The sequence below is a fragment of the Ensifer sp. ENS06 genome, assembly GCF_014852205.1.
GTDB classification, from domain to species: Bacteria; Pseudomonadota; Alphaproteobacteria; order Rhizobiales; family Rhizobiaceae; genus Ensifer; species Ensifer adhaerens.
Map to the genome: position 1 here is coordinate 114,495 of NZ_JACVBC010000005.1, position 21,335 is coordinate 135,829.

The following is a 21,335-nucleotide window of genomic DNA, read 5'->3' on the forward strand; positions in this document are numbered from 1 at the left end:
AGCTGGGCTCACCTTATTGCTGGCGCTGAAGAGAATAATCAGCGATGAATTGAAAATATAATTTACTCTGGAGAAAATATGGATCTGCTGGCCGCCATGCGTTCGTTCCGCCGCGTCATCGAACTTCAGAGCTTCAACAAGGCGGCGGAGGAGCTCGGACAGTCGAACGCGTCGATCAGCAAGCAGGTCCGGCAACTGGAAGAACGGCTCGGGGCCGTGCTCATCGTGCGCACGACCCGGCGCATGAGCCTGTCGGAAAACGGACGCGCCTATTTTTCCGAATGCTGCCGGCTTCTCGACGAGCTCGATCATCTGGAGCGCACCACCTCCGGCGAGGCCGGCGAGATCAACGGCCGGCTCCGGCTCAATGCGCCCCTCTCCTTCGGATTGACCGTGCTTGCGCCGATGCTCGCGCGCTTCATGACACTTCATCCGCGATTGAAGGTCGACATGACGCTCGACGACCACGTGCTCGACGTCGTTTCGGAAGGCTTTGACGTTTCCATCCGGGTGCGCGCGGCTCTGACGGATTCATCGCTGATCGCCCGGCGGCTCGGCGACATTGGCCAAGTCATCTGCGCCGCCCCGGCCTATCTCGCAGACAATGGCACGCCCGCGACCGTTGCCGATCTCAAGAGCCACCATTGCCTCACCTATCGCCTGGCCGACCAGCCCGGCAGCTGGAGGCTGGAAGGGCCTGACGGCGCCGTCATGATCGACCTGCCGGCACGTTTCGTCGCCGACAACAGCCTGATGCTCAGCGAAATGATTCAGGCGGGCATCGGCATTGGCGTGTTGCCCTCCTTCATCGCCACGCCGTTGCTTGCCGAGGGCAAGCTCTGCCAGGTGCTGCCTGGTCACAAGCTCGCCGAACGCGGCATCTACGCGGTCTATCCTACCAATCGGCTGTTGCTGCCGAAGGTGAAGGCCTTCACCGAGTTTCTGGCAAGCGAGATGCGACAGGCCGGGCTTTAAGGGCTCGGCGTGACAAATACCTCAGAACCGGGTCGTGAGGTTCACGCGGAATATGCGCCCCGGTAGCCGCATTGAGATAGCGGTCATGTTCGGCCAACTGAAGATGGCGCGGGCGCCGTCGATCGCGAACGCCTCGTAATCATGTTACCTGGGTGACAGCTCAGATTATGGAACGGCCAAACTTTCCAAATTCGTTTGACAGCAATCGGCGGCGCGAATATTTTGGAAAGCATAAAGTTTCCTTATTTGGCCAACCGTTCATTTCGACGCGCGCCGCACCGGTGAAAGGAACCGGAAATGAGCCAGCAGTCATTCAGCATCGAAAATGCCCAGCCTATGAAAACGATGGAGGCCGTGCCCGGCGTGGAGGCACAGCGGACGCTGCCTGTCATCCCGACTGTGATCGCCACGAACGCTATCGGAACCCGCAGGCGCTGGCTTCGCAATGTGCTTTTCGCATCCGTTGCCATCGCCGCCGTCGCCGGCGCGACCGATTTCGGTTGGGCCTACTGGACGACGGGTCGCTTCGAGGTGTCGACCGACGACGCCTATGTGAAGGCCGATAGCACGACCATTGCCCCAAAGGTCTCGGGCCATATCGCCGAGGTGCTGGTCACCGACAACCAGCAGGTCAAGGCCGGACAGGTTCTCGCCCGCATCGACGATCGGGACTTCACAGTCAGCCTCGAACAGACCAGGGCCGGCGTCGAAGCCGCCGAGGCCAATATCGCAAACAAGCAATCGGCCCTCATCGCACAGCAATCCGTGATCGATTCGGCCAAGGCGACGGTCGAGGCCGACAAGGCCGACCAAACCTTCGCCGAGCAGGACGACAGGCGCTATTCGGAGCTCGCAAGGCAAGGCTTCGGTACCCTGCAGAACGCGCAACAGGCGGCCTCACGCATTGCCGCCGCAAGGGCCGCGGTGACGCGCGACACGGCAGCGCTCGCAAGCGCGGTCAAGCAGCTCGACGTGATCAAAGCCGAAGTCGCACAAGCAAAGGCCGCGCTCGACAGCGCGAAGGCGGCCGATCATCAGGCCGAGCTCAACCTCTCCTACACCGCGCTCGCAGCACCGATCGACGGCGTGATCGGCAACCGCACCTTGCGCGTCGGTCAATATGTGCAGGCCGGGACACAGCTGATGGCAGTCGTGCCCACGCACGCGGCCTACATCGTTGCCAACTACAAGGAAACACAGCTTGCCGATGTCGTTCCCGGCCAGACCGTGGCGATAGAGGTGGACACCTTCCCGGGCCAGGTCTTCGAGGGCCACGTCGACAGCATCTCGCCGGCAAGCGGCCAGGAATTTGCGCTGCTGCCGCCCGACAATGCGACGGGAAACTTCACCAAGGTGGTGCAGCGCATCCCCGTCAAGATCGTGATCAATCGCGACAGTCCGCACGACGTGGTGCTGCGGCCCGGCATGTCCGTCTACCCGACGATCGACACCCGAACCGCAGGAACGGCGGTGGCCGCCGTGTCGGCAAGCATAAACTGAAGGACGCTCAGGCGCCGTTCCCAGCTTTAAGGGCTGGCAGGAGGATGCAATGTCCACCACCACGATGCCCATGGTTTCGCCCGGCGTGCGTGAGCCCGCAGCAACGTCGCCCGACAAGGCAAGTACGACGGCCTGGATTTCCGTTCTTGCCGGCCTGATCGGCGCCTTCATGGCGATCCTCAACATCCAGATCACCAACGCCTCACTGCTCGATATCGAAGGCGGCATCGGTACCGGCGTCGACAACGGCGCCTGGATATCGACCTCGTATCTCATCGGCGAAATCGTCGTGATCCCGCTCACCGATTATTTGAGCCGCGTGTTCTCGTTCCGGCGCTACATGCTGGCGAACGCCGTCCTGTTTCCGCTGTTTTCGGCGGCCTGTGCGTTTGCCCATGATCTAGGCTCGATGATTGCGCTGCGCGGTCTGCAGGGTTTTGCCGGCGGCGTGCTCATTCCGATGGCCTTCACCATGGTGTTGACCCGCCTGCCCAAAGCGCAGCAGCCGCTCGGCCTGGCGCTGTTTGCGCTCTCGGTCACCTTCGCCCCGGCGATTGGCCCGACGATCGGCGGCTATCTCACCGAGAATTATGGCTGGCAGTCGATCTTCTTCGTCAACGCCCCGCCGAGCCTGGTGATGGTAATTGCGCTCTACTTCACCCTTGAGAAGAAGCCGATGCAATTGTCCCTGCTCAAGGAGGGCGATTGGGCCGGCATTATTACCATGGCCATCGGCCTTTCGGCGCTGCAGACGGTTCTGGAGGAAGGCAACAAGGACGACTGGTTCCAATCGCCGTTCATCGTCAAGCTCGCTTTGACGGCGGCCGTGTTCCTGATCGCCTTCATCATCATAGAGCTCAAGGTCGAAAAGCCGCTGGTGCAATTGCGCCTGCTCAAGCAGCGCAATTTCGGGGTCGGCGTTCTCGTCAACGTGCTTGTCGGCGTCGCCCTGTTCGGCACGGTCTACATCCTGCCGCAGTATCTCGGCCAGGTGCAGCGCTACAATGCCGAGCAGATTGGCCTCGTGCTTGCCTGGACCGGGCTGCCGCAGCTTCTCATCATCCCGCTCGTGCCGGCGCTGATGAAGCGGTTCGACGTGCGCTATATCGGTTTCGTCGGCATCAGCATCTTCGCGGCCAGCTGTTTCATGAACACGACGCTGTCGCTCGACAGTGCCGGCGACCAGTTCTTCGTCCCGAATATCGTACGCGCCATCGGTCAGGCGCTGGTGCTGACGCCGATCACGGTGATCACCACCGCCCGTATCGCCCCGAACGACGCGGCAGCCGCCTCGGGCCTGTCGAACATGCTGCGCAATCTCGGCGGCGCCGTCGGCACGGCCACCCTTGCGACGGTGCTGACCAAGCGTGAGCAGTTTCACTCGAACATCATCGGCCAGTCGGTGACCGTCTATCGCGACGAAGTCCGCGACCGGATCGGCGATCTGACGCGGCATTTCATGGCCCATGGCGTCACCGATGCCGCCGTCGCACAGCACAAGGCGATCGCCGTGATCGGTGCTACGGTTCGCCGGCAGGCGCTGATCCTCGGTTTCAGTGATACCTTCGCGGTGATCGGGATCGTGCTGGCGCTTGCAGCCATCGCGCTGCTCTTCACCCGCAAGATCCAACTCGGCGGCGCCGGCGCGGGTGGCGCACACTAATTCGAAGATACGATGGAAGGAGGAAGGCCCATGCAAGGTTCCAGACCGGATCGTCTCTATCTGGAGGATCTTCACGTCGGACAACGCTTTACCAGCGCGACGCATACGGTCGACGAGGCGCAGATCAAGACTTTTGCCGCACAGTTCGACCCGCAGCCGTTTCATCTGGACGAGGCGGCCGCCAGTGACACGCTCTTCAAGGGCCTGGCCGCAAGCGGGTGGCACACGGCGGCGGTCACGATGCGGCTGAACGTGGAGACCGGCCTGCCTTTCGCCGGTGGCCTCATCGGCGCGGGCGGAGACATCACTTGGCCGGCCCCGACGCGGCCCGGCGATACCCTGCGTGTCGAAAGCGAGGTGGTCGAGATCATTCCCTCGCGCTCGAAACCGGACCGCGGCATCGCCGTCGTCGTCAGCCAGACGATCAACCAGCGCAACGAGGTCGTGCAGATCCTCAAGGCGAAGCTCGTGATCGCGCGCAAGCCGGGCTGAAACGGCCGGCCGTGCTTGGCGATCCTTCGGGGTAGCGCCGCGCGACGCGCTCTGGATTTTCTGTCGTCGGGACCGTATTTTCCCCGGCAGGCGCCCCGCGCAGCCGGACAGCAGCAATGGAAGGCTGTGCAAGAAAGCCTGCAAATGACAAGAATGATCAATGTTACCGAACAACCGTCCGTTTCTTGAGCGGCCCTTTTTTCTTGCTGCCCTCTGGTGTTTTCTCTTGCTTGTCGGGGCCGTGGCTCTCGGCGCTCGTGAGCGACAGTCCCTCGTTGCCGAACTGGAGCAGGAAAGTACCGTGCTCCATGGGCTGGCCTCCCAGCGCGCCGATCAGCACGATGCCCATTTGACGGCACTTTCGGCCGTGGCGGTTGCGTCCGAAGGGCGCCGGCACGATCTCTTCCTGGATGTCGCGCGCACGATTACCCGCTTCTATCCGCGCATTGATGAAGTCCAGCTTGTCTCGCTTGATCCGGAGACAGAGACGATCGGGACCGGTCCGCTGGATGCGGCGACGGCCAAGCGCATTCGTGCGGCGGCCAAAGCTTCCGACGGCCGGATTGCGCTTCTGCCGCATCCGCAGCGCCCCGATCATTACATGATGGTCAAGCGCAGCCCCAACACGAACGAGGCGCGCTACGGGTTGATGCTCGCCATCGATGCCGGCAAGCTGATCGGCGATGGCGGGCCTTTCTGGTCCCGATCGAGCACGGCCGTCCGGCTTTCGCTGCCGGACGGGCACAATCTGCTTCAGCCGGCCACGCTGCCCAATGCCATCCGCTTCTCCAGGCCGCTCAGCAGCGCGTCACAACCGCTCTTGCTCGAAACCGGTATGGATATCGGTCTCTCCGATATGTTTCCGCCCCTACAGACTGGCCTGACGTTCGTCGCCCTGACGCTCGCCTATCTCGCAGGCTTGGCGGCCTTGCGCCAACGGGCGCGAACCCGCGCGGCGGAACAGCAGGCACGGCTGAGCGCGCTCGATTCGCGGCTTAGCCATGCCTCACGGGTCAATGCGCTTGGAGAGATGGCAAGCGGCATGGCCCACGAGTTGAACCAACCCTTGACCGCAATCCTCGCGCAGGCTCAAGCCGGGCGTCGCCTCCTCAACCAGGGGAACCACGCTGCCCTCGCCTCCGTGCTCGACGATACCGTCAGTCAGGCGCGCCGGGCTTCCGGTATTCTGGAGCGGTTCCGCAACTGGTCGCAGCCGAATGCGGTACCTGTGAGTGCATTCGACCTGCGCCGAGCGCTCGGCAATGTCGAGGCGCTGCTGGAGCAGGACGCCCGGTCCCGCAGCATCCTGCTGGAGTTCCACCTGCCGGAAACGCCGGTGATCGTGACAGGCGACCCGGTCGAAATCGAGCAGGTAGCCTTCAATCTGGTGCGTAATGCGATGGAAGCACTTGACGGTCACGCAGGCGAAGCGCCCGGCGTGGTCGTGACCTTGAGGCAAGAAGACTCCATAGTGGTTTTCGATGTCGTCGACAATGGCCCAGGTATTCCCGAAGCCTTGCGCCCGCGCCTTTTCACCCCGTTCATGACGACGCGGGCGGGGGGCACGGGACTTGGCCTCGCCCTCAGCCAACGCCTGGTGGAACGCGTCGGCGGCGAGATTACATTGGTGGCCGGCGACGAGGGCGCCACCTTCCGGGTGACACTGCCCAAGGCGCGAGCCCGTCTGGAAGAGACACAATGACCGTTCCCGTCTATCTCGTCGACGACGACGATGCGGTCCGCCGCGCGCTCGGCCTGCTGCTCTCGACGGTCGGCATCAAGGTCATCCCCTTCGCCGATCCGCAGGCTTTTCTCGGGCAATTGTCGCGCCTTGAGCCGGGTTGCCTGATCCTCGACATCCGCATGCCGGCGATCTCCGGGCTGAAGCTGCAGGAAAAGCTCCGCGAAAATGGCGTGGACTGGCCGACAATCGTCATTTCCGGCCATGGCGATATCGAAGCTTGCCGGCGCGCCTTCCGCAACGGCGCCATCGACTTTCTCTCCAAGCCCATAGACGAAGAGGACCTGATCGACGCGATCCACAAGGGGCAGGAAATACTGGTGCGTACGATGCAGGCACGGGCGGAAAAGGCGGAAACTCTTGCTCTGTTGGCAGCGCTCACGCAGCGTGAGCGCGAGGTTCTCGATCGCATCGCTGCAGGTTTCACCACCCGCCAGATCGCCGAGGGGCTCGGGCTCTCGCCGCGAACGGTGGAAAGCCATCGCGCGGCGATCGGCGCCAAGCTCGGCAGCACCTCGCAGGCGGAGATGACCCGCATCTGGCTCGAAGGGACGCAAACTCCGTAGAACTACGGATGGTGATGGAAGAGCTACGAATATCGATGGGCGGCGTCCCGCAATAACCTTTCCATATCAACAGGAAAGGAACCCATTGATGATCCGCAATATCGTGCTTGCAGCAGCTCTTCTCGCTCCCGTTGCCGCCACCGCCCAGGAGCTTCCGACCGCCGCCTACCTGCCGCTCGACATGGCCGTCAAGGCGGCCGACGCAGCGCTGAAGGCATGCGCCGCCGAAGGCCACAATGTCAGCGTCGCGGTCGTTGCACGGGACGGTTCGACCAAGGTGCTGCTGAAGGCCGACAATTCCGGTCCGCACACCGGAAACAGCGCCCAGGGCAAGGCCTTCACCTCGGCGGCCATGGGGCGCGACACGGCTGGCCTCGGCGAATTCATCGCTTCCAAGCCCGCCAATGAAGGTCTCCGCGACATGGACGCACGCATGGTCATCCAGGCCGGCGGCGTGCCGATCAAGTTCGGCAAGGCGCTCGTCGGCGGCATCGGTGTCGGCGGTGCGCCGTCGGGCGACGTTGACGCAAACTGCGCGATATCAGGCCTTGCTGCAATCGGCGCGAAGTAATTCGCTCCAAGGGGGGCTCTCGCCCTTGAAAAGGCGGCGGGCCTCTCCATTTAAAGGCCACTACCCGTTTCGAGAGCTCTCAGCCGTCGGCGCCTTTTGGCGTGCGATAGCGGCACTCCGGGTTAAAAACAGGGCGCTCCCCGGCACGGGTCGAGCGCCCTGTTTGCTTTAGCAGGTCATCGATCAGCCGAACGATCTCACCAGGTCTTGCTGAGCTTCAACGTGACCGTACGCGCATCGCCATATCCGCAAACAAGCAGGCCATTGCAGCCGCTGACATAGTGCTTGTCGAACAGGTTGGTGACATTGAGGGCAGCGCCCCAGCCGTCCTTCTCGTAGCGCAGTGCTGCGTCGAAGACGGTCGACGCCGGCACCTTCGCGGTATTTTCCTTGTCCGCCCAGCTCTCGCCGCGATAGCGCACGCCGGCGCCGAGGCTGAGGCCTTCCAGCGCGCCCTGCTGCACCGTGTAGTCGAGCCACAGCGAAGCCTGCGTATCGGGGACGAGATAGGGCGACTTGCCGATCAGCGCACGGTTTGCGTCCTCGGTCACCTCGATATCCATGAAATCGAGGCCCGCAATCAGCTTCCAGCTTTCGTCGAGATTGACCTTGCCCTCAAACTCGATGCCGCGGGAACGCACTTCGCCGGTCTGGGTCGAGATGCTGGTCAGCGGATCGGTGACGAGAGCGTTGCGCTTGGTCAGCTGGTAGATGGACGCCGTCAGCACGCCATCAAAAAAGGTCGGTTCGTACTTGATCCCGGCCTCGAACTGCTCACCCTCTTCCGGCTTGGTGTTGCCGGTCACCGTTACCGCCACGACCGGATTGAAGAAGGTCGCGGCGCTGACGTAAGGGGTGAGGCCGTTGTCGAATTCATAGGCAAGGCCGGCGCGGCCGCTAAGCGCGCCTTCGCTGTAGTCGAAACTCGAATTCTGGGTCGGCGCCCAGAAGGTCGGCCCGTTGTCGGTCTTGGTGTCGACATAGTCGTAACGGCCGTTGAGCGTGACGAGCCAGCCGTCGCCAAAGCGGATCTGGTCCTGCGCGTAGACGCCGATCTGCTGCTGTGTGATCACCTGGTTGATGTAGATGGCGTTCGCGGGTTGCGGCGCGCCATAGACCGGATCAGTAGCGCTGATCGGCGTTCCCGCCGACGACGCCTGGACGTGGTCCAGCCGGAAGAACTTGTAGTCGAGGCCGACGAGCAGCGTATGCTCGAGCGCTCCCGTCTCGAACTCGCCTTCGAGCCGGTTGTCGACGGCGAACGTATCGACCTTCGACGTCGCCTCGAAGCCGAGGCGATAAAGCAGGTTGTCGGGGGTCGCCGGCGTGTTCGAAACCGGAAAAGGAAGGCTCGGATCGTAGTAGCCGTAGGTGTAAGGCCCGTTCTCGTGCTTGTAGAGATGACCGTAGCGAAGGTTCTGACTGAACTGCCAGCCGCTGTCGAACTCGTGCTTGAATTCGTAGCCGAGCATCTGCTGCACATAAGTTCCGGTATCGATGTCCGGCTCGCCAAAGAAGGCATTGCGGTCGATCTTGCCGAAGGGCGCATCGACGACCGAGCCGACATAGGGCAGGAAGCCGCCACCGGTATGAACCTGATCGAGCCCCTGCAGCAGGCCGTAGACGGTCAAGCTGGTCGCATCGTCGGGCTGATAGGTGATCTGCGGCAGGATGAAGCCGCGCAGATCCTCCGAATGGTCCACATAGTTGTCGCCACCTGAGATCTTGCCGGTGACGCGATAGTTGATTGCGTCGTCCAGCTGCCGGTTCACGTCAATCCCGAGGAAGGCATTGCCGTTGTTGTTGATGCCGGTCTCGACATAGGCGGAGTTTTCCCCCGTCGGCCGCTTGCTGATGAGGCTGACGATCCCGCCCGGATTGGCGCCGCCATAAAGCACCGAAGCCGGACCTTTCAGCACCTCGACACGTTCCAGCATGAAGGGATCGATCTGGAACCCGCCAAAGCCGTAGGAGAAGAGGTTGAGGCCGTCGAGGAACACGCCGGTTTGCGTCGCGTCGAAGCCGCGGATGTAGAACCAGTCGGTATCCGGATCGACGCCGAAGGGCTCGGCCATCACGCCCGGCGTGTAGCGCAGCGCTTCGTCGACCTTGTTGACGACGCCGCGGTCGTCAAGCTCCTCGCGTCCGACGACGGAAACGCTCTGCGGGATCTCAGCGATCGGAGTTGCGGATTTCGAGCCGGTCGTCGTCGCCTTGGCGACATAGCCGTCGACCGGACCTGTGGCGTCGTTCTCCGTCCTCGCGCCGGTCGCCTCGATCGTTTCCAGCCTTGTCGCCGGCGCATCCTGCGCCATTGCCGCGCCGGTGGCCAGAACCGCAATGGCGGCGACCCCGCTTGCCAGCCACTCCGTCAGCGGTACTGCCTTGCCTCTTACCATCATCTGTCTGCCATCTCACCCGAACCACCGCAGTGCCTTACAGGCGGCGCGGCTTACACCCTCTAATAAGATGAGTGTTTATATCAACTATTGCGGTGGCTCTTGTCGCGATCAGCGGAAATTGAACGTTTCTGGGCTATTTGATGCGAACAACCGCCCTTCAAGATGGAACTTGCTCAGCTCAATCGGCTGCGTTTCCAAGACGCAGGCGTCGCGCCCACGACCTTGCGGAAGACCCGGGTGAAGTGCGCCTGGTCGGAGAAGCCGGTCTCGGCCGCAACCGTCGTCAGCGACGCCTCGTTCTTCAGCAACAGTTGCTTGGCTCTCTCAACCCGCGCATTGGTCTGCCACTGGTGCGGTGCCATGCCGGTCGACGCCTTGAAGGCGTGACTGAAGTGCGACTGCGACAGTCCGGCAAGGGACGCCAGCTCCTCCAGGCGGATGTTGCGCCCCCAGTTCTCGTCGATGTATTCGACCGCCCGGCGGAGTTGCCAGGTGGCAAGCGCGCTGCGTTTGCGGGCATCGCTGCGATTAAGCTTCATCAGGTCGATGAACAATGCGACCGTCAGGCCATCGCCGTAGAGATCGTGCAAGGGCTGCGGATTGAGGCACTCGGCGGCGATCAGCTGTGCAAGCTGCAGGAAGCGTTCGTCGTAAAACATCAGCCGTGGCGTGTCGCATCGCCCCGCATCGAGCTCCTCCTCCAGCCGTCGGCCGAGAACCTCGAGATTGAAATGCAGGTCGAGGTGGCGGATACGCCTGACATCGACCATGTCCGCCCAGATTTCCATGCCCGCCGGGATATAGGAAAGCGCCTGCTGGCGCTCGTTCTCGACCGCGCCGCGCCCATCGGGCGAAAGTCTGACGTTGCAACGGCTACCGCCTTCAGCGTCGAGCACGATGAACATGCGCGGATCATCCGAGAGGTAGTGGCCACCTGCCCTCGCCTCGCATTCGACGTCCCAGACGTCGGCGATGATCCCGTTCCATTCCCGCCGGTGGAGCCCGCCGATCACCTTGAACCCGGAAATTTTGTTCTGCATCCGCGGTTGAAACGACATCTAGGCGTATCCAATGCTCTAGGACGAGGCGACGCCTCCGGCTAATTCCTTCCTCCATTACTCATCTTTAATGTTTGACGGAAGCCCGTAATCTTTCCAACGCGATTTAAACGGTCAGAACGCACATGGACCGGTGCATATCCGGGAGCGGAAAGGCAGCGGTGGAGCGCCGGTTCGGGCAGCCTGCCTGCCCGAACCGGTTGCGCGCGATCAGAACCGGACGCGGGCGCCGACCTTGGCACCGGCCGACTTCGAACCGTCGCCCTCGATGTTGAAGAGCAGCGAGAAGTCGAGGTCCCAGTTGTCGTTGTTGCTGAGCGCAAGCCCGGCCGACACCCGCCCGAACAGACCCTCGCCGTCAAGCGAGGCAAAGCCGACATCGGCGCCGACTGTCGGCGACAGGATCAGCCCGTTTTCTAGCTCCAGGGTGCGTTCGACGTCGAAGCCGATGCTGAGACGGGCCTGTTCCTCGATGAAGCCCTTGAGATCGATCACCTCGCCGAGCGGGTTCTTGACGGTGTAGTCCTCGGTCTCTTCATTGAAGTAGACGGCTCTCAGCTTCGGCATCAGCACCGTCGCCTCATCCAGTTGCCATTCGCCGGTCAGCTTGACGTCCGCCATCCAGCGGGTGGTGTCGAACGTGCCGGTGAAGATGCCGGTGTCGATGTCGTTGGACGAACCGCCATAGAGCAGGTTGGCGTCGAGGAAGACGCCCTGGCCGATCTCGAACGAGGCATAAGGACCGGCCAGCCAGCCGTTGCCTTTAAGCTCGGCATCCGCGTCGGTCGGATCGGTCATGTAGTCGTAGTGGAACGACAGGCCGATGAGCGCCCGATCGCTTAAGAGATAATCGGCGCCGAGCGAGAACAGGGCGAAATTGCCCCACTTGTCGTTTCTGTCGTCTTCATCCTTGTGGAACAGGAAACTGCCGTTCACCCAGATGTCGAACGGCCGGTCGGTCGCCACGAAGGTTTGACCGGTTGCTGCCGCATCGGCGGCATCGCGCGCCGCCTGGATCTGCGACAGGCTGGAGGAGAAGCCGAGGCGGGCACCCTTTTCCGACGGCGTCACCGCCGTCGTCACCGGATCGGTGCTCATCGCCGCCCGCCGCCGTTCGATCAGGCCGGGCACCTTGACCGTCGACGACAACAGGTTCTGGCGATTGCGCACAAAATCGCGCACCAGCCCGTCGATCTCTTCGCCGGCAGCCACCCGATCGAGCGCGATCTTGTAGGTGACGGAGCCAATATTGGACGAGCCTAGCGAGCTCCTGAGCGTATAACTGACCACCGCCGAGCCGGAATAGGACGGGTTCGGCGTGAACTTCAGATAGAAGCCGACCGGCGTGAAGCTGGTGGCAGCGGCAAGCTCGCCTTCGATGATTTCGGCCGTGCCGGCAAAGGGCGGCGAGACCGAGGCAACCGATGCGTCGGTGAACGGACCGCCGGTGGCGCCACCGTTGAGATAGACATCCTTCGGCGTCGAACCGGCCGGAACCTCGACGACGACATTGGGCACCGTCACCGCACGAGCGTTCAGTTTCAGCGTATAGGCGGCCGAACCGCTGGCGCCGCGGCTGTCAGTCACAGCAATGGTGAAGTGATAGCTGTCAGGCACCGCATCGTCCGCGAGCGGTCCGGTCAATTCGCCAGTGGAGATATTCAGCACCATGCCATTCGGCAGGGCGCCGCTCTTGAGGCTGTAGACCAGCGCGCCGGTGCCACCGGTCGCCGAGACGCGTTGGGAATAGGCTTCGCCGACCATCGCGTCGGGAAGCCCGCCGGCCGACGGGGTAAAGACGAAACTGGCGGAGGCAACGGCGATCTGATAGCTGGCCTGGCCTGTCGCGCCATTGGCATCGGTCGCCGTCACGGTGAAGGCGAAATCGCCATCGGCCGAAGGTCGTCCCGAGATCGTCCCGCTTGAGGCATCGAGCGACAGACCGCCCGGCAGAGCACCCGACGAGACCGCGTAGTTGTAGGGGGCCGTGCCGGCGCTGGCTGAGATGTTCTGGCTGTAGGAAACGCCGGGCACGCCGTTGGCAAGCGCCCCGCCTGCCGGCGACAACAACAGCATCGGCGGCGAGACCGTGACCGAAACGGTTGAAGGCGCCGACGTGCCGGTCGCGTTCGTTGCCGTATAGGTGAAGCTGTCAGCGCCCGAATAGCCGGCATCAGGCGTGTAGAGGATCGTTGTCCCCGTCGCCGTAGCTGTGCCATGCGCGGGCGCGGTGGCGATCGCCACAGATGTTGCCGCCCCGCCCGTCAGACTGAGGCTGATAGCATTTGGGCTGGAGTTCGCAGCAACAGTCGCTGCAACCGGACCGGCCGATGGCGCTTCGACGGCGACCGCGAGACTATAGTTCGCGGTGCCCGTCGCATTGTTCGCGTCGGTCGCCGTCACCGTGAACGTTGCCGCTCCATCGGCGGTCGGCGTTCCGGACAGGCGACCGTCGGCAGCAAGCGTCAAGCCGGCCGGAAGTGCACCACCGGTGACCGCGTAGGTGTAGGGAGCCGTTCCGTTGGCGGCGATGATCGTCAGGTCATAGGCGTCTGCAACGGTCACGCCGGCAAGCGCACCCGCAGCCGGCGTGAAGGCGAATGTCGGCGGAGACACCGTCACCGTGACCGTCGCTGCAGCGGATGTTCCGGTCGTATTCGCCGCCGTGTAGGTGAAGCTGTCGGCGCCGGAGAAGCCGGCCGCCGGCGTATAGCTGAATGTGTTACCCGCGACCGTGGCCGTACCGTGCGATGGGGGCGCTGCGATAGCGACCGAAGCGGCCGTGCCGCCCGTAAGGTTCGGCGTAATCCCGTTGGCCGACGAGTTGGCGGCAACGGTTGCCGTCGTGGCGTTGGCGATCGGCGCCTGGATGCGAACCTCCAGGCTATAGCTGCCGCTGGTTGCGGTCGCGCCATGGGTATCGGTCGCCTGAACCGTAAAGGTGAAGCTGCCGTCCGCCGTTGGCGTGCCGGACAGCGTACCGGCAGCGTCGAGCGAAAGTCCGGCGGGAAACGCGCCGCTGGCCAAGGCGTAGCTGTAGGCCGCCGTGCCGCCATTGGCCGTGAAGCTCTGGCTGTAGGTCGTTGCCACGGTTGCGGTCGGCAAAGCGCCGGCCGCCGGCGTGAAGGCGAATATCGGCGCGGAGACGAGGAAGGACTGGCTCACATTGGACGCGGCCAGGTAAGCGCTGTCACCGGCTTGCGAGACTTCGATGGTGCAGGTGCCGCCATTGCGGAATGTGACATCGCCGGTTGACGTGACGACGCAGACGGGCGTCGTCAGAGACTGGAACGTGACCGGCAGAGCGGAACTGGCGCTCGCCGAAAGGGTCACCGGCGTTGCATAGTCCTGCGGGCCGGGATTGGCGAAGGTGATCGTCTGTGGCGCCTTGGGCGTCACCGCGTTCGACGCACTGGAGCCCGGTCCCGTGCCGACAGCGTTGGTCGCCGTCACCGTGAACGTGTAGCTGGTGCCGTTGCTGAGGCTGCCGACCGTGACCGGGCTCGACGTGCCCGTTCCAACAAAACCACCGGGATTGGACGTGACCGTGTAGCCGGTGATCGATGCGCCGCCGGCGCTTACCGGCGCGGTAAAATTGACGGACACCTCGCCATCGCCAGCGATAGCCGTGCCCACCGTCGGGGCGTCCGGAACAACCGCGTTGACGGTAAAGCTCTGGGTGACCGTCGTCGCAGGCAGATAGGTGCCGTCGCCGCCCTGGTCGGCAGCAATCGCGCAGGTCCCCGCGCTGTGGAAGGTCATGCTGCCACCCGGCGTGATCGTGCACACGGCCGCGGTCGAGGATGTGAAGGCAACGGGCAAACTCGCGTCCGACGATGCCGTCAATGTCGGCGTGGTCCCGAACGTCTGCGCGCCCGGATTGGCAAAGGTGATCGTCTGGGTTGCGCGCGGCGTGACGGCGTTCGAGGCCGCCGACGCTGGCCCCGTGCCGGCACTGTTGGTTGCCGTCACCGTAAATGTATAGCTGGTCCCATTGCTGAGACCCGTCAACACGACCGGGCTTGACGACCCCGTCCCGGTGAAGCCACCCGGGTTCGACGTCACGGTGTAGCTAGAGATCGACGCTCCACCCGTGCTCGCCGGCGCCGTGAAGGCGACGGACGCCGAAGCGACATCGGCGGTTGCGGTTCCGATCGTCGGTGCGCCGGGTTCGACGGCATCGACCGTGAACGTCTGTGAGACCGTCGGTGCAGCCAGATACGTTCCGTTGCCCACCTGATCGGCTGCGATGGTGCAACTGCCGGCCTGATGGAAGGTCAAATCGCCCTCGGGCGTCACAGTGCACACGCCGGCAGTCGACGAGGTAAAGGCAACAGCCAGGCTGGAGCTTGCCGTCGCCGTCAATGTCGGCGACGTGCCGAACGCCTGCGTACCCGGATTGGCGAACGTGATCGTCTGTGCGGATCGCGGCGTAACCGCATTGGAGGCGGCCGACGCGGTGCTTGTCCCGGCGCTGTTGGTGGCGGTCACGGTGAACGTATAGCTCGTGCCGTTGGTCAGGCCAGTCACCCTGATCGGGCTCGTCGTATCCGTGGCCGTCATGCCGCCGGGGTTCGACGTCACGGTATAGCCCGTGATCGTCGCGCCGCCGTTCGACGCCGGGGCGGTGAACGACACGTCTGCATAGGCATCCCCCTCCACGGCCGCACCGATGGTGGGCGCGTCGGGCACGGTCGGCGCAACGTCGACAGTGAAGACTTGGCTGCCGGTCGCGCCATAGGCGTCCGTTGCCGTAACGGTAAAGGTGACGGCGCCACCGATCGATGCAGTGCCCGACAACACCCCGTTGTTCGCCAGCGTCATGCCAGCGGGCAAGGCATTCTGCGTGACGGCGAATGTGTAGGGGCTTGCGCCGCCTGATGCCGCCAGGGTTTGTGAATAGGCGGTGCCAGCGGTCGGATCAGGAAGCGTCGCCGGCGAGAGCGCGATCGTCGGCGCAGCGATGGTGATGGAGAATGCGCGCGAGGCGGTCGAGCCTTCGGGATCGGTCGCTGTCACTGTGAAATTGAACGGACCGCTTGCCGTTGGGGTGCCGGAGACGACGCCGCCGCTCGAGATCGCCATGCCGGCGGGCAGTGCACCGGAGGTCGTTGCGTAACTCAAGGTGCCCGATCCCCCGGTGGCACTTAGCGTTTGCGCCGCATAGGCCTGGTTGTAGACCGGGTTCGGCAGCGTTGTAGTCGAAATCGCGATCGGTGCGTAGGCAACCGAATTGTCGGTGCTGGTGGATAGGTCGTTTGTAAAGCCGGCCGCGCTCATGGCCTTGCCGGCGGGTATGGACGCCACGACCGTGCCTGCCTGCGTCATTCCGCTGACTGAAACGGTGTAATTGGCGCCCGATCCCGAAACACTCGCCGTCGTCGCGCCGGCCGTGCCTGAAATCTGGACGTCGCCAGCGGAAAAGCCGGTGACGGACTTGCTGAACACCACATCGAACGCAACGGATGTCTTGGCGCTGGGATCGGATTGCGAGCCTGCCTGGTTGATCGCGACCGTCGGTTTGGTGTCGACCCAGTGGCTGGCGCCGGTCGCAGTGCCGGTGCTGCAGCCGCTGCCGCCACCGTAGCTGGCGGAAACCGCGTGCTGTCCGAGGGGCAGCGTCGATGTCTGGAAGGTCGCAGACGATGCCGTGCTGACGGGCCCGGTCGGCGTCAACCCAAGGGTCGTCGACTGCGATCCGATCGTGATCGTCACGTTTCCAGGCGGAGACTGTCCGGCGTTACAGCCCATCGACGATACCGTTGCCGTCACCGAAACCTGTTCGCCCGGCAGCGACGGTCTCGGGGAAGATACGACATCAACGACAACCGGTCCCCCTGTGGCCGCCTTGACGACGATGTTGTTGCTGTTGGCGGTGTAGTTGCCGCCCGTGCGCGTGCCCGTGAATGTGACCCAATCGGAAAACTGGCCGGACATCGCATCGAGGGAATCGACCTGATAGGAGCCTGTGCAGGTTACGGAAGACGTCGTGCCGCCGCCCGGGATTGCCGGGCATGAAACGACGACGCCCTTGTTCGCGGTGGTCGCAGGCGCGATGCTGAGAATATTGTAGGATCCGGGGTTCAGCACATAGCTGAAATTGATCGTGTCGCCAGCCGCATTGAAGGTCGCCGGGTTCGCCGAAATCGTCACAACCTGCGCCGAGGCACCAATGGCAGAAGCCAGAAGAATGCCAATCGCTGCGAAAAATGTCCTGAAATACAAACCCTGGAATGCAGACGAAAAAATCTTCCCGCCCGCGACGCTTCCGCACCGCAGCCCCATAAATACCCCCAATATATGCCGAGAAAATTAGCCCCATCTCCCAGTCGAGGCAGCTAATAAAGTGGAAGGTACTGAGTCAATCGCACAACTCACCATTGCCGGAGAAAATGCGGTCGGCCGTTGCCATGTGGCTTATCGATCACACTTTTTGGCGTCGCCGCCGACTGAACTTCAGCTGCGCCGAGTGACGGCCCCAAGGTCAGCAACTGCAGGAGGAGTGCGCGAAAATGGCGGCCAGCCGTCGCGAAGAGAATCGTTATTCCGCGCTTGGCCTCTTCCGGCTTCGAAAGACGAGGTATGCGCCCCCCACACTCATGGCCGCCAGCGCGAACCAGGTCAGCGCGTAGACAAGATGGCTGTTGCGGAAGCTGACGACTGTGAGACCGCCGATCGGTAGGCCGCCTGGGTTTGGCGTCGCGTCCGCGTCGATGAAATAGGGCGCGACATCCGTCAGCTGTTGTGCTGCCGCGATTGCCGCGACATCGCGGGAAAACCAGCGATCGCTAGCCGGATCGTTGGAGCGAAGAAAGGCGCCGCCGGGTTCGCTGATGCGCAAGAGCCCGGTGATCCCGGTGGTGCCGGGCGTTTCGCCTGCGGCGCGGGCAGTCCGATCGCGCCGGTCGGCGGGCACGAAGCCGCGATTGACGAGAACCGTCGTGCCGTCTTCGCGGCGCATCGGCGTCAACACCCAGAACCCGGCGCCCCGCTCGGTTACCGCCTGCACCAGAACCGACTTGTCGTGGCTAAAGGTACCCGTTGCCGTGACGCGAAGGTATTCGTCGTTCTCTCGGGTGATGCCACCCCAGTCCGGCCGCGACGGGGCCGGGACGGCGTCAGCGTGCACACGCGCATCGACGCGAGCGATCAGATCGAGCTTCCAGAAGAGCCGCTGGATCTGCCAGGTCCCAAGCGCCACGAAGATGGCGCAAAGAAACAGGAGCGCGCCGGTCAGAAGGAACCTGGCGCGAGAGGACGCTTTCGCACCCTCCCCTTTCACGTCGCGGCCGCCGGTCATGTTCGCGTCTGCCCGCCCCTGATCAGGGCATGTTCTTCATCATCTCGTGGGTCATCGGCATCATGTTCGTATTGAGGTGATGCATGACCCAGAGCGAGCCAGCGAGCGCGATGCCGACGATGATGATCGTGAAGATCAGCGCCATCAGCGTCCAGCCACCTTCCGAACGGGCGTTCATGTGCAGGAAGTAGATGACGTGCACGACGATCTGGACGACGCCGATACCCATGACGAGCACGGCGGTCAGCAACTTGCTGTCGAGCGCGCCGCTCATGACCAGCCAGAACGGGATCGCCGTCAGGATGACCGACAGGATGAAGCCCGTCATGTAGCTCTTGAGCGAACCATGCCCGGCAGCGTCGCCCGGATGGCTGTGCGCGTGGTGAGGCTCGAACGCGCTTTCGTGGCCAGGATGCTGCGAACTCATCCGAGTACTCCCAACAGATAGACGAAGGAGAAGACGCCGATCCAGATGACGTCGAGGAAGTGCCAGAACATGGAGAGGCACATCAGGCGGCGGCGGTTTTCCGGGTTCAAGCCATGTTTTTTGACCTGCACCATCAGCGTGATCAGCCAGATGATGCCGAAGGTGACGTGCAGGCCGTGGGTGCCGACCAGCGTGAAGAACGAGGACAGGAACGCCGAACGCGTTGGACCGGCACCCTCGTGGATCAGGTGGTAGAATTCATAGAGCTCGAGCGCGAGGAAGATCGCGCCGAACACGCCGGTGACGCCGAGCCAGAACAGCGTCTCCATCTTGGCGTTGCGCTCCATCTGAAGCATGGCAAAGCCGTAGGTGATCGACGAGAACAGCAGCATCGCCGTGTTGATGGCGATCAGGTTGAGGTCGAACAGGTCGGCTGGTGCGGGACCTGCCGCGTAGTTGCGCCCGACCACACCGTGCGTGGCGAAGAGAACGGCGAAGATCAGGCAGTCGCTCATCAGGTAGAGCCAGAAGCCCAGCATGGTGCTGTGCTCCGGGTGGTGCTCTTCCTTCAGGTAGAACTGCGGCTTTTCTGTTTCTTGGACTTGGGTTTGGCTCATCGTTTCAGATCCGTTCCGCAAGCAGTTTCGAGCGTGCGTCTTCGGTCGCCGCGACAGTTTCCGCGGGAATGAAGAAATCACGGTTGTAGTTGAAGGTATGGCCGATGGAGACCGCAATCAGGGCGATGAAGGATACCGCCGCCAGCCACCAGATGTACCAGATCAACGCGAAGGCGAGAACGACGCTGATGCCGGAGAGAACGATGCCAGTGCCGGTGTTCTTCGGCATGTGGATCGGCTTGAAGCCTTCGAGCGGACGCTCGTAACCCCGGTTCTTCATGTCGTACCAGCTGTCATGGTCGTGAACGACGGGCGTGAAGGCGAAGTTGTAGTCCGGCGGCGGCGACGAGGTCGACCATTCGAGCGTGCGGCCATCCCAGGCATCGCCTGAGGTTTCACGCAGTTGGTCGCGACGCAGGAAGCTGACGACAAGCTGGATGATGAAGGACGCGATGCCGATGGCGATCAGGACCGCACCGAAGGCGGCGATGATGAACCAGATCTGCAGCGAGGGATCCTCGAACTGGCTGACACGCCGGGTGACCCCCATCAGGCCGAGCACGTAGAGCGGCATGAAGGCGAAGAAGAAGCCGATCTGCCAGAACCAGAAGCTCATCTTGCCCCAGAAGGGATCGAGCTTGTAGCCGAAGGCCTTCGGCCACCAGTAGACAAGGCCGGCCATCAGCCCGAACAGCACACCGCCGATGATGACGTTGTGGAAGTGGGCAATCAGGAACAGCGAGTTGTGCAGCACGAAGTCGGCCGGCGGGATCGCCAGCATGACGCCGGTCATGCCGCCGATGACGAAGGTCACCATGAAACCGATCGTCCACAGCATCGGCAGTTCGTAGCGGATACGGCCGCGATACATGGTGAAGAGCCAATTGAACATCTTCGCCCCGGTCGGGATCGAGATGATCATCGTGGTGATGCCAAAGAAGGCGTTCACCGAAGCACCCGAACCCATGGTGAAGAAGTGATGCAGCCACACCAGGTAGGAGAGGATCATGATCACGCAGGTGGCGTAGACCATCGACGTATAACCGAACAGGCGCTTGCCGCAGAAGGTCGCGACGACTTCGGAGAAGATGCCGAAGGCCGGCAGTACGAGAATGTAGACTTCCGGGTGGCCCCAGATCCAGATGAGGTTGATGTACATCATCGGATTGCCACCAAGGTCATTGGTGAAGAAGTTGAAGCCGAGGTAGCGGTCGAGCGACAACAGCGCAAGCGTCGCCGTCAGGATCGGGAAGGTCGCGACGATGAGGATGTTGGTGCACAGCGACGTCCAGGTGAAGACCGGCATCTTCATGAAGGTCATGCCCGGAGCGCGCATCTTCACGATCGTGGCGATCAGGTTGATGCCGGATAAGGTCGTCCCGACGCCCGCCACCTGTAAGCCCCATATGTAATAGTCGACGCCGACGCCGGGACTATAGTCGGCACCCGAGAGCGGCGGATAGGCGAGCCAGCCGGTGCGCGCGAATTCACCGACGAACAGCGACATCATGATGATGACCGCACCGCCCGTCGTCATCCAGAACGAGAAATTGTTGAGGAAGGGGAACGAGACGTCGCGCGCGCCGATCTGCAGCGGCACGACATAGTTCATGAAACCGGTGACGAAGGGCATCGCCACGAAGAAGATCATGATCACGCCGTGGGCAGTGAAGATCTGGTCGTAATGGTGCGGGTTGAGATAGCCTTCGTTGCCGTTGAAGGCGATCGCCTGCTGTATGCGCATCATGATCGCGTCGGCAAATCCGCGCAAAAGCATCACGATCGCCAGGATGATGTACATGATGCCGATCTTCTTGTGATCGACCGACGTGAACCACTCGTTCCAGAGATAGCCCCAGAGCTTGTACTTCGTGATCAGCGCGAGGATCGCCAGGCCGCCGACGGCCACGGCTGCGAAGGTCACGACAAGGATCGGCTCGTGGTATGGGATCGCTTCCCAGGTAAGCCGCCCGAAGATGAATTGCGTGAGGCTGGTGTCACCAAACATGGGTCTTCCAATATG

Annotated in this window: 15 protein-coding genes; 7 read left to right on the forward strand and 8 right to left on the reverse strand. The window is 62.8% G+C overall.

The window, feature by feature from the left end; genetic code table 11:
* Positions 1–78 precede the first annotated feature (78 nt).
* From IB279_RS19725 to IB279_RS19740, 4 genes are all read left to right on the forward strand, one after another.
* A complete protein-coding gene (locus IB279_RS19725; protein WP_113187725.1) occupies positions 79–975 on the forward strand; it encodes a LysR family transcriptional regulator in 897 nt (298 codons plus the stop codon).
* A gap of 297 nt (positions 976–1,272) precedes the next feature.
* Entirely contained in the window at positions 1,273–2,475 is a 1,203-nt protein-coding gene (locus IB279_RS19730) for an HlyD family secretion protein (RefSeq protein ID WP_060583493.1), read from the forward strand.
* 70 nt (positions 2,476–2,545) lie between these two features.
* Positions 2,546–4,138: a DHA2 family efflux MFS transporter permease subunit gene (locus IB279_RS19735; protein WP_089044888.1), complete on the forward strand. Its 1,593-nt coding sequence runs from the start codon at positions 2,546–2,548 to the stop codon at positions 4,136–4,138.
* A gap of 30 nt (positions 4,139–4,168) precedes the next feature.
* Positions 4,169–4,630: a MaoC family dehydratase gene (locus IB279_RS19740; RefSeq protein ID WP_060583490.1), complete on the forward strand. Its 462-nt coding sequence runs from the start codon at positions 4,169–4,171 to the stop codon at positions 4,628–4,630.
* 163 nt (positions 4,631–4,793) lie between these two features.
* Here IB279_RS19740 and IB279_RS37270 read toward each other — a convergent pair whose 3' ends face one another.
* A complete protein-coding gene (locus tag IB279_RS37270; protein ID WP_246802048.1) occupies positions 4,794–4,940 on the reverse strand; it encodes a hypothetical protein in 147 nt (48 codons plus the stop codon).
* Between IB279_RS37270 and IB279_RS19745 the strand changes: the two genes are divergently transcribed.
* The 3 genes from IB279_RS19745 (at position 4,932) to IB279_RS19755 (ending at position 7,508) form a co-directional block, all read left to right on the forward strand.
* Entirely contained in the window at positions 4,932–6,332 is a 1,401-nt protein-coding gene (locus IB279_RS19745; RefSeq protein WP_309142303.1) for an ATP-binding protein, read from the forward strand. The two genes, IB279_RS37270 and IB279_RS19745, sit on opposite strands and share 9 nt — an antisense overlap.
* Complete coding sequence (locus tag IB279_RS19750; RefSeq protein WP_034790631.1) at positions 6,329–6,937, forward strand: response regulator transcription factor; 609 nt, start codon at positions 6,329–6,331, stop codon at positions 6,935–6,937. The genes IB279_RS19745 and IB279_RS19750 overlap by 4 nt, the downstream gene beginning before the upstream one ends.
* Positions 6,938–7,025: 88 nt before the next feature.
* Positions 7,026–7,508, forward strand: coding sequence for a heme-binding protein (locus IB279_RS19755; RefSeq protein WP_192339595.1), 483 nt, complete (start codon positions 7,026–7,028; stop codon positions 7,506–7,508).
* Positions 7,509–7,705: 197 nt separating this feature from the next.
* Here the strand turns inward: IB279_RS19755 and IB279_RS19760 are convergent, their stop codons facing one another.
* From IB279_RS19760 to cyoB, 7 genes are all read right to left on the reverse strand, one after another.
* Entirely contained in the window at positions 7,706–9,910 is a 2,205-nt protein-coding gene (locus IB279_RS19760) for a TonB-dependent siderophore receptor (protein WP_192339597.1), read from the reverse strand.
* Positions 9,911–10,083: 173 nt separating this feature from the next.
* Complete coding sequence (locus IB279_RS19765) at positions 10,084–10,968, reverse strand: AraC family transcriptional regulator (RefSeq protein ID WP_034790688.1); 885 nt, start codon at positions 10,966–10,968, stop codon at positions 10,084–10,086.
* 210 nt (positions 10,969–11,178) lie between these two features.
* Positions 11,179–17,121, reverse strand: coding sequence for a putative Ig domain-containing protein (locus tag IB279_RS19770; RefSeq protein WP_192339599.1), 5,943 nt, complete (start codon positions 17,119–17,121; stop codon positions 11,179–11,181).
* Positions 17,122–17,509: 388 nt separating this feature from the next.
* A complete protein-coding gene (locus tag IB279_RS19775) occupies positions 17,510–18,268 on the reverse strand; it encodes an SURF1 family protein (RefSeq protein ID WP_060521116.1) in 759 nt (252 codons plus the stop codon).
* Between the two features lie 22 nt (positions 18,269–18,290).
* Complete coding sequence (gene cyoD / locus IB279_RS19780; RefSeq protein ID WP_034790693.1) at positions 18,291–18,695, reverse strand: cytochrome o ubiquinol oxidase subunit IV; 405 nt, start codon at positions 18,693–18,695, stop codon at positions 18,291–18,293.
* Complete coding sequence (cyoC, locus tag IB279_RS19785; protein ID WP_034790695.1) at positions 18,692–19,312, reverse strand: cytochrome o ubiquinol oxidase subunit III; 621 nt, start codon at positions 19,310–19,312, stop codon at positions 18,692–18,694. The genes cyoD and cyoC overlap by 4 nt, the downstream gene beginning before the upstream one ends.
* 4 nt (positions 19,313–19,316) lie before the next feature.
* Positions 19,317–21,320: a cytochrome o ubiquinol oxidase subunit I gene (gene cyoB / locus IB279_RS19790; protein ID WP_060521115.1), complete on the reverse strand. Its 2,004-nt coding sequence runs from the start codon at positions 21,318–21,320 to the stop codon at positions 19,317–19,319.
* Positions 21,321–21,335: the final 15 nt, after the last annotated feature.

Coding starts and splice junctions, on each gene's coding strand:
- IB279_RS19725 (WP_113187725.1), top strand. CDS start 79: ATGGATCTGCTGGCCGCCATGCGTTCGTTCCGCCGCGTCATCGAACTT.
- IB279_RS19730 (WP_060583493.1), top strand. CDS start 1,273: ATGAGCCAGCAGTCATTCAGCATCGAAAATGCCCAGCCTATGAAAACG.
- IB279_RS19735 (WP_089044888.1), top strand. CDS start 2,546: ATGGTTTCGCCCGGCGTGCGTGAGCCCGCAGCAACGTCGCCCGACAAG.
- IB279_RS19740 (WP_060583490.1), top strand. CDS start 4,169: ATGCAAGGTTCCAGACCGGATCGTCTCTATCTGGAGGATCTTCACGTC.
- IB279_RS37270 (WP_246802048.1), bottom strand. CDS start 4,940: ATGGAGCACGGTACTTTCCTGCTCCAGTTCGGCAACGAGGGACTGTCG.
- IB279_RS19750 (WP_034790631.1), top strand. CDS start 6,329: ATGACCGTTCCCGTCTATCTCGTCGACGACGACGATGCGGTCCGCCGC.
- IB279_RS19755 (WP_192339595.1), top strand. CDS start 7,026: ATGATCCGCAATATCGTGCTTGCAGCAGCTCTTCTCGCTCCCGTTGCC.
- IB279_RS19760 (WP_192339597.1), bottom strand. CDS start 9,910: ATGATGGTAAGAGGCAAGGCAGTACCGCTGACGGAGTGGCTGGCAAGC.
- IB279_RS19765 (WP_034790688.1), bottom strand. CDS start 10,968: ATGTCGTTTCAACCGCGGATGCAGAACAAAATTTCCGGGTTCAAGGTG.
- IB279_RS19775 (WP_060521116.1), bottom strand. CDS start 18,268: ATGACCGGCGGCCGCGACGTGAAAGGGGAGGGTGCGAAAGCGTCCTCT.
- cyoD (WP_034790693.1), bottom strand. CDS start 18,695: ATGAGTTCGCAGCATCCTGGCCACGAAAGCGCGTTCGAGCCTCACCAC.
- cyoC (WP_034790695.1), bottom strand. CDS start 19,312: ATGAGCCAAACCCAAGTCCAAGAAACAGAAAAGCCGCAGTTCTACCTG.
- cyoB (WP_060521115.1), bottom strand. CDS start 21,320: ATGTTTGGTGACACCAGCCTCACGCAATTCATCTTCGGGCGGCTTACC.